Consider the following 15,203-nt stretch of genomic DNA (forward strand, 5'->3'; position numbering starts at 1 on the left):
TTGGTGCTTGGCGTCTGCTGCGCCGTAAGCAGCGACGTTGTCCACAAGGGGTGTGGATGACTTCTGCATAAGGGTGTGGATAAGCCCGTCGCGGCCACGTGCCACAAGACTGTCAAGAGACGTGGCGAAAAATTAGACAGGGCGAAGTTCGGACCGTCTCCGCCACCGGCGCGGAATGCCGGCGATGCCGGTTCGGCCCCACTGGCGAGGACCATCGCCTCCGGCCGCGATGGCGAAGACGCGGCCGGGCCGGCGGCTCCGGCCGATCCGCCGATCCGCTGGTCCGCCCCCCCAGCCAGCGCCACGCCCGCCACCTAGCCACCCGTGGCCCAAACCAAGACCGCGCCATGCGGAAGCATGGCGCGGTCGGGTTCAACGTGCCGCGCGCGGCGCAGGCTCAGGCGAGCATGCGCAGCTTCGGTTCGCGGTCCCACTGGCGGGTCTTGGCAGCCTCGATGAAGCCCTTGCCGTTGCCGGCTTCCAGCACGCCGGCGTCCTTGGCCACGTTGCCGGCCTTCAGCAGCGGCTGCGCCCCGGCATCGGCGGCGATCGCCTTCAGGTGCGCGAAGGCGTTGCTGACGAAATCGACCGCCGCCGCGTCCTTGCTCAGCTGCTTGCCGGCCTCGGCCGACAGCACCACCGCCACCGCGTCGAACACGAACGACGGGGTGCCGGCCAGTTGCCCGTCCGCGGCCAGTTTCTTGCCGTTGCTGAGCGTGGCGCCGCCCAGCTTCGGCGCCACGATCTTGACCGTGGCGCCGGCATCGCGCGCCGCTTTCTGCAGGCTCTGCACCGTCGCCGCGTCGGAGCCGTCGTGGATCAGGATGCCGATCGCGCGTCCCTGCAGGGTGTGCTTCATCTTGCCGATCAGTTGCAGCGCCGGCGACGGCGGCATGTCCTGCGGCGCTACCGCTGCGGGCGGTGCCGGCGGCAGCGCCGCCATGCCCAGGCCGTCGGCCACGCGCTGCGCCAGCGCCGGATCGACGTGGCGCAGATGCCCGACCACCGCCTCACGCACATGCGCGGTCTCCACCTTGGACAGCTCGAACACCAGCGCCGAGGCCATGTGCGCCTGCTCGGGCTTGCTCTGGCTGCGGAAGAACATGCGCGCCTGGCTGTAGTGGTCGGCGAAGCTCGCCGCGCGCCCCCGGCCCTTGCTGCCGTGCTCGCCCGGCGTGGCGTGGCTGGGGAAGCCACGCGCGCTCTCGCGCGGGGTGTCGTCCTGCAGCGAACTCGGTTCGTAGGCGACGCGGCCCTTGGGCACGCTCATCTGCATCTGGCCGTCGCGTTGCAGGTTGGCGAACGGGCACTTCGGCGCATTGATCGGGATCTGGTGGAAGTTCGGCCCGCCCAGGCGGCTGAGCTGGGTGTCCAGGTAGGAGAACAGGCGGCCCTGCAGCAGCGGATCGTTGGAGAAGTCGATGCCCGGCGCGATGTTGGCCGGGCAGTAGGCCACCTGCTCGGTCTCGGCGAAGAAGTTGTCCGGCCAGCGGTCCAGCACCATGCGTCCGACGATCTTCAGCGGCACCAGTTCCTCGGGAATCAGCTTGGTGGAATCGAGATGGTCGAACGGGAACTTGTCGGCCTCTTCCTCGGTGAACAGCTGCACGCCCAGTTCCCATTCCGGGAAATCGCCGTGCTGGATCGCCTCGAACAGATCGCGGCGATGGAAGTCCGGATCGGCGCCGGCCAGCTTCACCGCCTCGTCCCAGACCGTGGATTGCAGGCCCAGCTTGGGCCGCCAGTGGAACTTGACGAAGGTGCTGTTGCCGTTGCCATCGAGCAGACGGAAGCTGTGGATGCCGAAGCCTTCGATCATGCGCAGCGAGCGCGGGATGGTGCGGTCGCTCATCGCCCACATGATCATGTGCAGCGATTCGGGGGTCAGCGAGACGAAGTCCCAGAACGTGTCGTGCGCGCTGGCCGCCTGCGGGAAGCCGCGGTCCGGCTCCATCTTCACCGCGTGGATCAGGTCCGGGAACTTGATCGCATCCTGGATGAAGAACACCGGGATGTTGTTGCCGACCAGGTCCCAGTTGCCTTCCTTGGTATAGAACTTGACCGCGAAGCCGCGCACGTCGCGCGGCGTGTCCACCGAACCGGCACCGCCGGCGACGGTGGAAAAGCGGGTGAACACCGGCGTCTTCACCCCGACCTCGGTGAGGATCTTGGCGGTGGTGTACTGGTCCAGCGAGGCGGTCAGCTCGAAATGGCCGTGCGCGGCGCTGCCGCGCGCGTGCACGATGCGCTCGGGGATGCGTTCGTGGTCGAAGTGGGTGATCTTCTCGCGCAGGATGAAGTCTTCCAGCAACGTCGGCCCGCGCGGGGTGGCGCGGAGCGAGTTCTGGTTGTCGGCGACCGGGATGCCCTGGTTGGTGGTCAGCGGCGGATGCGTGCCGCCGGCGCTCTGGTGCAGTTCGTCGCCATGGCCGCGCCGGTCGGCGACGGCGCTGGTATCGACGGGAGTGCTGGACTTGCTGGGCTTGCGCGGCGGGCTGGCCATGGGATGATGCTCCGGGGGATGGGGCGAAACGGCAGAAGGCAGCGCGTGCGGCAGGAAACGCACGTGCTGCAGGAAAAGCGATGGAGCATCCGCTCGATGCTGTGCCGCGGGGCGTGAACGGTCCGTGCACCTTCCGCTCGCCATGCGAGGCGCTGCAGGTCGCGACGCGGCGCGAGCAGGGCGCACCTGGTGGCTTGCCGCTGCGCCGGGTGTGGCCAGCTGCGATGGGGGTCCGGTTTGCGCAACGGTGCAGGCACTACGATCGAGGGTTCGAGTGGCGGAGCGGGCGTCTCCGCCGAGCTGGCGCTACAGAATCGCGGCGCGGCGCCGATAGTGCGTTGAGTCTGGCTCCATCGACGCGCCCCCGCGTGGGAGGGGCGAACATCGGCAGCGGCTGCGATGCAGTGCGCCGCCGGCCTATCGTGTGACGGAGACCGAACGTAGTGTTGCCTATCGTCGTCATCGGATTGTTGCTCGCCCATGCCGTGGTCGCGCATGGCGGCGGCACCGGCACGCCCGCGGCGCACTGGTGCGGCCTGGCGGTGCAGGCCATGGCGGTGCTGGCGGTGCTGCGCCGGCTGCGGCATGCGTCGGTGGTGGACCGGATGCCGTGGCGGCTGCTGGCGTGCATGGTCGGCGTGCAGATGCTGTGGACCGGCTGCAACCTGCTGGCGCTGCTGTTGCCGCAGCACGGCCCGGCGCTGCAGAAGCTGGGGGTGATGTTCTCCGGCTCGTCGATGCTGCCGGCGCTGTTCCTGATCGCGCGCTCGTTCAACCGGCCGCAGCCGCGGCTGATCGTGGCGCTGGACGCGTTGCTGGCGCTGGCCGGTGCCGGCCTGCTGTATCTGCTGATCGATCTGGCGCTGTCCTCCAGCGATGGCTTCTCCGAACCGGACGTCAGCCTGATCATCAACCATGGCGATGCGATGGGTCTGCTGCTGGCGTCTATGGCGACGCTGCGGCTGCTCGGCGCTGGCGGTTGCAGCCGCCGCCATTTCTATTTCACCGCCAGCGCCTATCTGTGGGTCAATGGCGCGGTGGCGGCGCTGTACAACCGCATCGAGCTGGGCGGGCTGCCGTGGTGGGGCGGGCTGCTGATCGACCTGCCCGGCGCGGTGCTGGTGCTGGTCGCGTCGTTGCCGCGCGGACGCTGGTTGCGCCGCGCGCGGCCGACCTTGCGCGGCGCGGAACTGATCGCCGCGTTCGCGCCGATCGTGTTCTCGCTGGCGGTGCTGTTGCTGGCGATCAGCGTGGCGCGGGTGAGCTTCGTCTGGGGCATGGCCGCGGCCACGCTGGCGGTGATGGTGTACGGGGTGCACGTGGCGTTCCTGCACAGCGAGCACCTGGAAATCCAACGCATGAGCCGCTTGAGCACGCGTCGTCTGCAGCAGCAGGTGGCGCGCGATCCGCTGACCGGCATCGCCAACCGGGTCGGCCTGGCGGCGCGCTTGCGCGACCTGGACAGCGGCATGGACTGCTCGCTGCTGATGATCGACATCGACTTCTTCAAGCAGTTCAACGACAGCCACGGCCACGTGGTCGGCGACGCCTGCCTGGTCGAGGTGGCCACCGCGCTGGCCGAAGCCTTGCCCGCGCATACCGCCACGGTGGCGCGCTACGGCGGCGAGGAATTCGCGGTGGTGCTGCCGGACACCGCGGCCGACGCCGCCGACGCGATCGCGCAGCGCCTGCTGGCGGCGATCGCGCAGCGGCAGATCCCGCATCCGGCCAGCCCGATGGGGGTGGTCACGGTCAGCATCGGCATCGCCACCCGTCCGGCCACCGCCGATGCGGCAATCGAGTTGCTGCACCACGCCGACGCCGCGCTGTACCGCGCCAAGCGCAACGGCCGCAATTGCTGCGCGCACGCGCAGGATGCGGCGGCGGACGCGCCGGGCCTGGCCGCGCCGGGCTGAGGCGTGGCGGCCGGCATTCGTGCCACCATGACGGCTCCTTCCTGCATGTTCGAGAGTGCGATGGCGCCCAGGTTCGCGTGGTCGTGTCTGCCCCTGCTGCTTGCCGCGTCCGCCGCCGCGCAGGCGCTGGAACCGCCCGCGGTCACCTATCCGCCGCTGCCCGCGCACGGCCGCGATGCCGCCGCGTTCGTGCCGTCGGGTTGGACGCTGGAGTTCGAGCGCCGCGGCGATTTGAACGGCGATGGCCGCGCCGACCTGTTGCTGGTGCTGAAGATGGCCGATCCGCGCAACGTGCTGGACAACGGCGGCTTCGGCCCGGACCGCTTCGACACCAACCCGCGCATGCTGGCGGCGGCCTTCGCCGAGGGCGACGGCTACCGGCTGGCGCTGCGCGACCACACGCTGATCCCGCGGCCGGACGCGCCGAACATGGAGGACTATCTCGATGGCGGCGAACCCGCCATTGCGCGGGGCGCGTTCTCGGTCAACCTGCACCAGTTCTCCAGCGCCGGAAGCTGGAACACCTCCGAGACGACCTTCCTGTTCCGCTACCGGCAGGACTGTTTCCAACTGATCGGCTACGACATGCGCGGCGTGCACCGCGGTAGCGGCGAGGTCACGGAGATCAGCGTGAACTACCTGACCGGCAAGGCCAAGCTGAGTGGTGGCAGCATCGAGGACAGCGCACTGCGCACGCACTGGCGCCAGCTGTCCAAGCAGCCGCTGCGCTGCCTGCAGCAGGTCGGCGACGGCTTCGCCTTCGATCCCGGCGTGGCGCGCGACTGAGCGCGGTGCGCTTCGCAAAAGCACGCCAGCGCCGCGTACATGGCTGGCGTCTTCTTCGGTGCGTGGCAGGGAGAGCGACGCCACCACGTCGTCCTTGTACACATCCACCGGAATGCAGCCAGTTCGCGCGGGTAGACGTGCGTCCGCTCGCCGGTCGCGCATCACGCCGACACGCTCAGGCGCTTGTCCATTTACGGTGTCGCCGGCACGGATGAGCTGTTCTTCCAGGCCAGGGCAGGGCTATTGCGGAACACGCCCCGTCACCGCATTGGCGCGGGCGCTGCAGGTGAGACGGCCGGAAATTTCCGCTGGCAGGCGCGCCCGTAGGCGTGCCTTGAGAACGGCCAGGTCCTCGGTCGCCATCGTCGCGAGCGTCGCTCCCACGCTCGGCGCTCCCAGGACCGTCGCCCAGAAGTCGTCGAAGCCGGCGAACGTGCGGCGCACGTCGATTTCCCGCGTATCAATCGCATCCAGACCAGCGCCAGCCCACAACTCCCGCATGACCTCCATCCGTGACGCCTCGGGACTCGGCGGTGCCGGAACCGCGATGCCAAGCCGGCGGATTTCCGCCAGTAGCGCTTCATACGGAAAGCCGCCGCCCGGCATGTCCCAGGCGTAAGCGGCAACGGTGCCGCCAGGGCGCACCACGCGTTCCATTTCGGCAATGCCCTTGGCCGGATCGGGAACGAAGAACACCACCAAGGGCATGACGGCGACATCGAACGCGCTGTCGGGGCAAGGCAGCGCCATCGCGTCCCCTCGGCGGAACTGCGCGGCGCGAAGCCCAGGCCGCATGCGCGCGTAGGCAAGCTGCTCCTCGGAAGTGTCCACCCCCTGTACCGAGGCCGGGCGACAGCGCGCGACGAGCATTTCGGTGAAGGCGCCATTGCCACAGCCGACGTCCAGCCAGCGCTGGTCCGGTTGCGGTGCGAGCCAGTCGAGGAACGTGTTCCCCGCAAGCCGGCTCCACGTTCCCATGTACCGCTCATATGCCGCGCCATCGTGGAAATGGATCTGATCGGTCTTCATGTCAGGCTCCCGACAGTTCGATCAACGCGGCCGAAAGAAACAGCCCTGCCCCGAATACCGCGTGTGTCGCCAGGCTGCGCAGGCAGTTCCTCAATGGCGTGGGCGTCTTCGACGCTGCGAATCCCGCGCCCATGGCGGGCTGCATGACCAACAGCGGCACCACGACGGTCGCCATGCCCATCGCCACGGCAGGCAACAAGGCGGGTTCGCGCAACCAGGCAAGACCCTGCACGGCCACCATCAGCGCCGCGAAGGCGATGCCGACGGCATAGTGGATCGCCCAGCCGAGCGCCCGCTCGCCCGGTATCGGCGCAGCCTCCCCGATACGGGCATGCGCGAACATGCCGCGACGCAGGTGCCCCGCCCAGCGCCCGACCAAGGCGTAGTCGAGCGTGGGCATGCCCACGCGCCTGAGGGCCAGCAGCCATGCATCCATGACGGCGGTGGCGCCGATCCCGACCAGCATCACCCGTACCGCATCCATCCACGCCATGCCTGTTCCTTTGTCGATTGCTCCAGTGGAGCTTCAATGGCATGGTAGAAGTTGAAGTCAACTTCAAGTCAAGAGGTGTGCGATGGACATTGCCGAAGTCGCCAAGCGCACCGGCGTGCCGGCCTCCACGCTGCGGTTCTACGAGAAGAAGGGGCTGCTCCCGGCAAGCCGCGCGGCGGGTGGCCGGCGGCACTTCGCGCCGAACGCGCTCGACCAGTTGGCGCTGATCGCGCTGGGGCAGGCCGGGGGGCTGTCGCTGGACGACATCCACGCCATGCTCGGTTCCGGCGGCGCGCTGCAGGTGGACAGAACGCTGCTGTCGGCGAAGGCCGACGACATCGACGCGACCATCAAACGTCTCCGCACGATGAGCCAGGGACTGCGCCATGCCGCGGCATGCCCTGCCGTCCATCATGCGCAATGCCCGACCTTCCAGCGGCTGCTCAAGGCCGCTGCCGCAGGCCGGTTGCAGCAAGGCGCGGCGTCCCCGGCGGTGCTCAAGCGCCAAGCCAGGCGCCTCCCGCCGCGCTGAAGGCCATCAGGATGCTCGTGCGCCGCATGGAAAACAGCGTGCGGGCCGATCGCGCCGAGTTCGGAAAGCCCCCACAGGGTGGATGCCCGCGAGTCTTCGAGACTGCTTTCCGTATCGGGCTTGCGCCGCGTCCGGCAAGTGCCGGGCTATACGCGTCAAAAAAAAGCCGGCCGCGACGTGCGCGGCCGGCTTTGGTAGTAACGGCGCAGCGACGCGGAGCGTTACGCCACCACGTCGTCCTTGTACGCGTCCACCGGGATGCAGGCGCACATCACGTTCTTGTCGCCGTAGACGTTGTCCACGCGCGCCACCGGCGGCCAGTACTTGGCCTGCTTGAGCGTGGGCAGCGGGAACGCGGCCAGTTCGCGCGGATAGGCATGCGTCCACTCGCCGGCGGTGACCTGCGCGGCGGTGTGCGGGGCGTGCTTGAGCGGATTGTCTTCGCGATCCAGGCGGCCGTCCTCGATCGCGGCGATCTCCTCGCGGATCTGGATCATCGCGTCGATGAAACGGTCCAGTTCGTGCAGCGATTCGCTCTCGGTCGGCTCGACCATCAGCGTGCCGGCGACCGGGAAGCTCAGCGTCGGCGCGTGGAAGCCGAAGTCGATCAGGCGCTTGGCCACGTCCTCGGCGCCGATGCCGGTGGTCTTCTCCAGCGGGCGCACGTCGAGGATGCACTCGTGCGCGACCAGGCCGTTGCGGCCGGTGTACAGGGTCTTGTAGTGCGGGGCCAGGCGCTTGGCGATGTAGTTGGCGTTGAGCAGCGCGACCTGGGTCGCCTTGCGCAGCCCGGCGTTGCCCATCATGGTGATGTACATCCAGCTGATCGGCAGGATCGAGGCGCTGCCGAAGCTGGCCGCGCTGACCATGCCGACGTCGCCTTCGCCGCCCAGGGTCTTCGGCAGGTAGGGCGCCAGATGCGACTTCACCGCGCACGGGCCTACGCCCGGGCCGCCGCCGCCGTGTGGGATGCAGAAGGTCTTGTGCAGGTTCAGGTGCGACACGTCCGAGCCCCACTTGCCGGGCCTGGCCACGCCGACCAGGGCGTTCATGTTGGCGCCGTCGGTGTAGACCTGGCCGCCGTGCGCATGCACCGCCTCGCAGATCGCCACCACGTCTTCCTCGAACACGCCGTGGGTGGACGGGTAGGTGATCATCAGCGCGGCCAGGCGATCGCTGTACTTCTCGGCCTGGGCGCGGATGTCGTCGACATCGACGTTGCCGTTGGCGTCGCACTTGGTGACCACGACCTTCATGCCGCACATCTGCGCCGAGGCCGGGTTGGTGCCGTGCGCCGATTCGGGGATCAGGCAGATGTCGCGATGCGCTTCGCCGCGCGCGCGGTGGTAGGCGCGGATCGCCAGCAGGCCGGCGTATTCGCCCTGCGCGCCGGAGTTGGGCTGCAGGCTCACCGCGTCGTAGCCGGTGCATTCGACCAGCATCGCTTCCAGTTCGTCGATCAGCTGCTTGTAGCCGACGGACTGCTCGGCCGGGGCCAACGGATGGATCGCGCCGAATTCCGGCCAGGTCACCGGGATCATCTCGGCGGTGGCGTTGAGCTTCATCGTGCAGCTGCCCAGCGGGATCATGGTGCGATCCATCGCCAGGTCCTTGTCGGCCAGCGCGCGCATGTAGCGCAGCAGTTCGTGCTCGCTGTGGTGGGTGTTGAACACCGGGTGCTGCAGGAACGCGCTGCTGCGCAGCAGGCCTTGCGGCAGCGCATCGGCGGTGGCGGCGTCGAGCGCCTCGATATCCGCCTGCGCGCCGAACAGCTGCGCCAGCGCGATCACGTCGGCGCGGGTGCTGGTCTCGTCCAGGCTGATGCCGACCGCTTCGCTGTCGATCGCGCGCAGATTGATGCCGGCCGCGCGCGCCTTGGCGTGGATCGCCTCGGCGTCGATCGCCTTGACGTGCAGCGTGTCGAAGAAGCGCTCGCCGACCGCGACGCCGGCGCTGCGCAATGCCGCGGCCAGGATCGCGGCCAGGCGGTGGGTGCGCCGGGCGATGCGGGTCAGGCCGTCGGGGCCGTGGTAGACCGCGTACATCGAGGCCATCACCGCCAGCAGCACCTGCGCGGTGCAGATGTTGGACGTCGCCTTCTCGCGGCGGATGTGCTGCTCGCGGGTCTGCAGGGTGAGGCGGTAGGCGGGATTGCCGGCGGCGTCGATCGACACGCCGATCAGGCGGCCCGGCATCGAGCGCTTGTAGGCGTCGCGGCAGGCCATGAACGCGGCGTGCGGACCGCCGAAGCCGAACGGCACGCCGAAGCGCTGCGAGTTGCCGACCACGATGTCCGCGCCCCATTCGCCGGGCGCGGCGATCAGGGTCAGCGCCAGCAGGTCGGTGGCCACCGCGACCAGGCCGCCGCGCGCGTGCACCGCGTCGGCCAGCGCCTTGTGATCACCGATATGGCCGAAGCTGTCGGGGTACTGCAGCAGCACGCCGAAGCACTCGGCCTGCAGCGCCTCTTCCGGCGTGCCCACGCGCAGCACGATGCCCAGCGGCTCGGCGCGGGTGCGCAGCAGTTCCAGGGTCTGCGGATGCACCGCGTCGTGCACGAAGAAGGTGTCGGACTTGGCCTTGGCCGAGCGCTTGGCCAGGGTCATCGCCTCGGCCGCGGCGGTCGCCTCGTCCAGCAGCGAGGCGTTGGCGATCTCCATGCCGGTCAGGTCCGCGCACATGGTCTGGAAGTTGATCAGCGCTTCCATGCGGCCCTGCGAGATCTCCGCCTGGTACGGGGTGTAGGCGGTGTACCAGGCCGGGTTCTCGAGGATGTTGCGCAGGATCACCTTCGGCGTGTGGGTGCCGTAGTAGCCCTGGCCGATGAAGCTGCGCAGCACCTGGTTGCGCTCGGCGATGGCGCGGATCTTGGCCAGCGCCTCTTCTTCGGTGATCGCCTCGGGCAGCGCCAGCGGCAGCGGCGACTTGATCTTGGCGGGGACGATGGCGTCGGTCAGCGCCTCCAGCGAGTCGTGGCCGACGGCGCGCAGCATGTGCGCGATCTCGGCGTCGTTCGGGCCGATGTGGCGCTCGACGAAGGCCGAGTGGTGTTCGAGGTCGCGCAGCGAGGGGGTCTTAGACATGGCGGTCGTCCGGCAGAGGAGGGCACGAAGGGCGGAGGACGCACGGATGCCGCCGTCGGCCGCAACTGCGGACACGACCGACGGGAAGCCACATGTCTTCCCACTGCCCCTCTGTCCTTTTGCCTGAGAGTTTGGAAGCGGCGGCGGGTGCGCTGCGCTTCGTGCCCCTTCGGCGCCGGGTTGGACCGGTCTCTCCAGAGTCTTGGTGCGGGTGGTATCGGGCCTGAGCGATTACGGGCGTTTGCGCCTTCGGCAGCGGGTCGCCCCGCTTCTCCCACCATGCTGCCCGGCGATTATAGCGTGGCCGGCGGCGGCCACGGCGGCGGCGCGCGCATGCCTGGGCGGGGCGTCCGCCGCGGCTTGCTGAACGCGATGGCGGTCATCCGGCGCATGGGCATGGGCAGGCCGGTGCGGCGCTTAACGCGGCGTCCGCCAGGGCTTATCATGGGCACTCTCCTTTTTCCCCAAGCGCCGCCCACCGTCGGGCGGTGCCGTCGCGCGTTCGCCGCCTGTCGCGACCGGCCTTCCAGGATCCCCGCATGACGCTCCCGACGATCTCGACCCGCCGCCTGGCACTGCTGCTGGCCGGGCTGGCGATGTTCGGCCCGTTCTCGATCGACACCATCTTCCCGGCGTTCCCGCAGCTGGCGCAGCGCCTGCGCGCCGATCCGGTGGCGATCCAGCAGACGGTCAGCGTGTACCTGCTGGCCTACGCGCTGATGGGCCTGGCGCATGGGCCGATGTCCGATGCCTGGGGGCGCAAGCGGGTGATCGTCGGCGGGCTGGTGGTGTTCATCCTGGCCTCGGCCGGCTGCGCGCTGTCGCGCGATCTGGACACGCTGCTGGCGTTCCGCGCGCTGCAGGGCTTCTCCGCCGGCGTGGGCATGATCGTCGGCCGCGCGGTGATCCGCGACCTGTACCACGGCCACGACGCGCAGCGGCTGATGAGCCAGGTGTCGATGATCTTCGGCATCGCCCCGGCGATCGCACCGATCATCGGCGGCTGGCTGCTGGCCACCGGCGCCGGCTGGCCGCTGATCTTCTGGTTCCTGGTCGGGTTCTCGCTGTTGCTGCTGGTCGCCACCTTGCGCTGGATGCCGGAGACGCACCCGCCGCAGGCGCGCACTCCGCTGGCGCCGCGCACGCTGCTGCGCGACTACATCGCCATCGCGTTCAACGCGCGCTTCCAGCGCCTGGCCGCCGCCGGCGCGTTCAACTTCGGCGGCGTGTTCCTGTACATCGCCTCGGCGCCGGTGTTCGTCATCGACCTGCTGCACCTGACCGAGCGCGACTTCGCCTGGCTGTTCATCCCCACCATCGGCGGCATGACCCTGGGCTCGTTCCTGTCCGGGCGCATGGCCGGGCGCATCGGGCCGACGCGACAGGTGCGCATCGGCTTCATCTGCTGCGGCGTGTCGATGGTCGGCAACATCGCCTACACCGCGCTCGCGCCGCAGATCGCGCTGCCGTGGGCGGTGCTGCCGATCTTCGTCGCCGGGGTGGGCATGGCGCTGATCTTCCCGATCCTGGCGCTGGCGGTGCTGGACATGTACCCGCGCCAGCGCGGGCTGGCCTCGTCGCTGCAGGCCTTCACCCAACTGATGGTCAACGCGGTGGTGGCCGGGGTACTGTCGCCGCTGCTCAGCGGCCGCCCGATCCACCTGGCGCTGGGCTCGGGCGCGTTCTTCCTGCTCGGCTGGGCGTTCTGGCGCTGGGAGCGGCGCAGCGGCCGGCGCCTGCCGCGCCCGGGCTCGCAGGTGCCGCAGCTGGAACCGGCCGATCCGGTATGAGCATCGGCTGCGCGCTTGGGCTATCGTCGTCGCGTCATCGTTGAGGAAACCGCATGTCCATCCAGTCCAAGCAGCGCCGCGACGTGCGCAAGAAGCTTGCAGAACGCCTGCGCCACCGCAGCGAGGCCGCCGCCGCGGCGGCCACCTCGATCGAACCGCACGCCGAACTGCGCGACCAGCAACGCACGCTGCTGGCCGGCATCGTGCGCCGCGACGGCGAGTGGGTGCTGGGCATGGACGGGCGCATCGCCGGGCAGAGCGAGAGCGCCGCGCAGGTGCTGTCGCTGATCATGCAGGCGGCGGAAATGCACGAACGCGCCGGCACGCCGGTGCGGCTGGTGTATTCGGATGCGCTGAAGGACGCCGCGCACGCCGATGCGCTGGCGCAGGGGCTGAGCTTCGACGAGTTCAAGGACCGCCACGCGCAGGTCATGCAGCGCGGCGACAGCGCGGCGCTGCCGGGCTGAGCCATGGGCCAGAGCGCGAGCCAGGCCGCCGACGCCGCCGTGTCGCTGGCGCGGGTGCGGCGCCGCGACGGCCTGGCGCTGATCCAGGCGCACCGCGCCAGCGTCGACCTGCATCATCCGTGGGCGTATCCGTTCACCGACGTGCCCGGCTTCAACGCCTGGTACGCGCAGACCCTGGACGGCAGCAACGTCGCGCTGCTGGCGCGCGCACGCGACAGTGGCGAGGTCGCCGGCCTGTTCACCTTCAGCCAGATCGTCGGCGGCTGCTTCCAGAGCGCCTACCTGGGCTACCACGCGATGGCCGGCTGCGAAGGCCGCGGGCTGATGACCCACGCGCTGCGGCTGTGCGTGGCCTATGCGTTCTCCGAGCTGGGCCTGCACCGGGTGGAGGCCAACATCCAGCCGGACAACGCGCGCTCGCTGGCGCTGGTCAAACGCGCCGGGTTCCGCCACGAAGGCTATTCGCCGCGCTATCTGCGCATCGGTGGCATCTGGCGCGATCATGAGCGTTGGGCGCGGCTGGCCGACGATTGAGTCGGCGGCCACGCTGCCGCGCCGCGGCGCTTACTGTGGCCTGGGCGCAGGCGTGGCGGGAGCTGTCGTGGCGGCTGCCTGCGTCGCCTTCGGCACCTCCCACCCGCACATCTGCCCCTGGTTCTGCTGCGTGAGCCATTCCTGCATCGGCGCGAAGTATTCCAGCAGCGGCGCGGCGTCGAGCTTGTCGTTGCCGGTCAGCTCTTTCAACGTTTGCTGCCAGGGCTGGCTGCCGCCACGCTGCAGCATCGACCAGAATTTCTGTCCGGCCTCCTTGTTGCCGTAGAAGGTGCACTCGTACAGCGGGCCCTTGTAGCCTGCCGCGTCGCACAGGCCCTTGTAGAACTGGAACTGCAGGATGTGCGACAGGAAATAGCGCGTGTACGGGGTGTTGCCGGGCACGTGGTACTTGGCGCCGGGGTCGAAGAAGTCCTCGCCGCGCGGGGTGGGCGGGGCCACGCCCTGGTACTTGGCCTTCAGCTCCCACCATGCCTGGTTGTAGTGGTCCGGCGCGATCGAGCCATCGAACACGCCCCAGCGCCAGCGGTCGATCATCAGCCCGAACGGCAGGAACGACACCTTGGCCAGCGCCATGCGCATCTGCGCGTTGATCAGCGCCTCGCGGCTGAGCTGCGGCGCCTCGACCAGGCCGATCGAATGCAGGTACTGCGGGGTCATCGCCAGCACGATGGTGTCGCCGATCGCCTCGTGGAAACCGTCGTTGGCACCGCCCTGGAACAGCGGCGGCAACGGGTTGTAGGCGAGGTCGTAATAGATGTGGCCGAGCTCGTGGTAGATGGTGGTGAAGTCTTCCTCGTTCGGCTTGATGCACATCTTGGTACGCACGTCGCCGGCCATGTCCATGTCCCAGGCGCTGGCGTGGCACACGACGTTGCGCTCCAGCGGCTTGATGAACTGGCTGCGCGCCCAGTAGCTGTCCGGCAGCTTGGGCATCGCCAGCGAGGTGTAGAAATCCTGCGCGCGCTCGGTCATCTGCTTGGCGCTCTGCAGCTGCGCCTCGCGCTGGGCCATGAACCGCGCTTCCGGCGAGGTGTCGCCATTGCGCCGCGCCAGCGCCGCGCCCAGGTTGCTCTGGTACTGCTTTTCCAGGGTGTCGGTGATGTCCAGGCTGCCGGCGCCGGGGTAGGGCTGCAGCAGGTCCCACAGGTTGCTCCAGTCCTGCTGCCACATGTTGCCGAGCAGGTGCGCCGGCAGCAGGCCGCCGGCGACCTCGCCCTTGTCCTTGCCGTACTCGGCGTCGAGCTTGCCGCGGGTGTAGCAGTGCAGTTGCTCGTACAGCGGCTTGACCTGGGTCCACAGCCGGTCGGTCTCGGCGGCGATCTGCGCCGGCGGCATGTCGTAGCCGCTGCGCCACATCGCGCCGGTGTCGGCGTAGCCCATGTCGCGCGCGCCTTCGTTGACCAGTTCGACGAAGCGCTGGTAGTCCTGGCGCAGCGGCTGCGCGGTGCCGTGCCAGCCCTGCCAGGCGTCGAGCTGCTGGTCGTAGTCGCGGCTGCGGCGCAGCACGTCCTCCAGTTCGCCCAGCTGCCGGCAGCGGCGCGCGTCGCCCTCGCCGGTGCAATAGGTGGCCGCGCCGTAGGCGCCTTCCATCTTCGAGGCCAGCGACGCGAGCTCGGCCAGCTTGGCCGCATCGCGCGGCGCCGGCATCGCGGTCATCAGCTTCAGCAGTTGCAGCGCACGCGCGCTGTCGGCGGACATCGGCTTGCCTTCGTAGCGCTTGGCCTGCGCGATCCAGCCGTTGAGCGTGGTCAGCCAGCGCTCGTTGGCCTTGGACGCCAGCCGTTCGGAATCGCCGTTGATGTAGGTGATCGACAGCCACTGCGCCGAGGTCAGCTCCGGCAGCAGCGCGCGGTACTCCTCGTTGATGCGGGCGACGAACTGGTCGGCGCTCTCGCCGGGCGCGGCCGGTGCCGGCGCGGCGGCGGTCTCGGGGTTGGCTTCCTTGCGGCACGCGGACAGCGCAAGCACGCTCGCGCCGATGCACAGCGCAAGCAGCAGGGGGCGGTGGTTCACGGCGGATCCTTCGGTGGCGAATGCGACGAAGGCTAG

11 protein-coding genes and 1 riboswitch are annotated in these 15,203 nt (G+C 69.4%); of the genes, 6 read left to right on the forward strand and 5 right to left on the reverse strand.

What is annotated here, in order from left to right; genetic code table 11:
- Positions 1-397: 397 nt before the first annotated feature.
- The gene (locus J2Y70_RS01215; RefSeq protein WP_309912445.1) at positions 398-2,503 is read right to left on the reverse strand and encodes a catalase; all 2,106 of its coding nucleotides are present in this window, start codon (positions 2,501-2,503) and stop codon (positions 398-400) included.
- Positions 2,504-2,949: 446 nt separating this feature from the next.
- Here J2Y70_RS01215 and J2Y70_RS01220 point away from each other — a divergent pair, with 446 nt between their 5' ends.
- Both J2Y70_RS01220 and J2Y70_RS01225 read left to right on the forward strand, forming a co-directional pair.
- Positions 2,950-4,419, forward strand: a complete 1,470-nt coding sequence (locus J2Y70_RS01220) for a GGDEF domain-containing protein (RefSeq protein ID WP_309912447.1) — start codon at positions 2,950-2,952, stop codon at positions 4,417-4,419.
- A 60-nt stretch (positions 4,420-4,479) separates the two neighbouring features.
- A complete protein-coding gene (locus J2Y70_RS01225) occupies positions 4,480-5,205 on the forward strand; it encodes a hypothetical protein (RefSeq protein WP_309912449.1) in 726 nt (241 codons plus the stop codon).
- A 240-nt stretch (positions 5,206-5,445) separates the two neighbouring features.
- On the opposite strand, the gene J2Y70_RS01230 is transcribed toward J2Y70_RS01225, so the two are convergent.
- Positions 5,446-6,234, reverse strand: coding sequence for a methyltransferase domain-containing protein (locus tag J2Y70_RS01230; protein WP_309912451.1), 789 nt, complete (start codon positions 6,232-6,234; stop codon positions 5,446-5,448).
- A 1-nt stretch (position 6,235) separates the two neighbouring features.
- Positions 6,236-6,727: a DUF2938 domain-containing protein gene (locus tag J2Y70_RS01235; RefSeq protein ID WP_309912453.1), complete on the reverse strand. Its 492-nt coding sequence runs from the start codon at positions 6,725-6,727 to the stop codon at positions 6,236-6,238.
- A gap of 82 nt (positions 6,728-6,809) precedes the next feature.
- On the opposite strand from J2Y70_RS01235, the gene J2Y70_RS01240 reads away from it, so the two are divergent.
- Positions 6,810-7,259, forward strand: a complete 450-nt coding sequence (locus J2Y70_RS01240) for a helix-turn-helix domain-containing protein (RefSeq protein ID WP_263397589.1) — start codon at positions 6,810-6,812, stop codon at positions 7,257-7,259.
- A 221-nt stretch (positions 7,260-7,480) separates the two neighbouring features.
- Here the strand turns inward: J2Y70_RS01240 and gcvP are convergent, their stop codons facing one another.
- Positions 7,481-10,342, reverse strand: a complete 2,862-nt coding sequence (gene gcvP, locus J2Y70_RS01245) for an aminomethyl-transferring glycine dehydrogenase (RefSeq protein WP_309912456.1) — start codon at positions 10,340-10,342, stop codon at positions 7,481-7,483.
- Positions 10,343-10,443: 101 nt separating this feature from the next.
- Positions 10,444-10,550: riboswitch (glycine riboswitch) on the reverse strand.
- Positions 10,551-10,881: 331 nt separating this feature from the next.
- Between gcvP and J2Y70_RS01250 the strand changes: the two genes are divergently transcribed.
- Genes J2Y70_RS01250 through J2Y70_RS01260 form a run of 3 tightly spaced genes read left to right on the forward strand, consistent with a single transcriptional unit; the run spans position 10,882 to position 13,133 of the window.
- Positions 10,882-12,132, forward strand: coding sequence for a multidrug effflux MFS transporter (locus J2Y70_RS01250; protein ID WP_309912457.1), 1,251 nt, complete (start codon positions 10,882-10,884; stop codon positions 12,130-12,132).
- A 53-nt stretch (positions 12,133-12,185) separates the two neighbouring features.
- Entirely contained in the window at positions 12,186-12,599 is a 414-nt protein-coding gene (locus J2Y70_RS01255) for a hypothetical protein (RefSeq protein ID WP_263397592.1), read from the forward strand.
- Between the two features lie 3 nt (positions 12,600-12,602).
- The gene (locus J2Y70_RS01260; RefSeq protein ID WP_309912460.1) at positions 12,603-13,133 is read left to right on the forward strand and encodes a GNAT family N-acetyltransferase; all 531 of its coding nucleotides are present in this window, start codon (positions 12,603-12,605) and stop codon (positions 13,131-13,133) included.
- Positions 13,134-13,163: 30 nt separating this feature from the next.
- Here J2Y70_RS01260 and J2Y70_RS01265 read toward each other — a convergent pair whose 3' ends face one another.
- Entirely contained in the window at positions 13,164-15,167 is a 2,004-nt protein-coding gene (locus tag J2Y70_RS01265) for a M2 family metallopeptidase (RefSeq protein ID WP_309912462.1), read from the reverse strand.
- Between the last annotated feature and the right edge of the window lie 36 nt (positions 15,168-15,203).

The organism is Xanthomonas sp. 1678, assembly GCF_031455575.1.
GTDB lineage: Bacteria > Pseudomonadota > Gammaproteobacteria > Xanthomonadales > Xanthomonadaceae > Xanthomonas_A.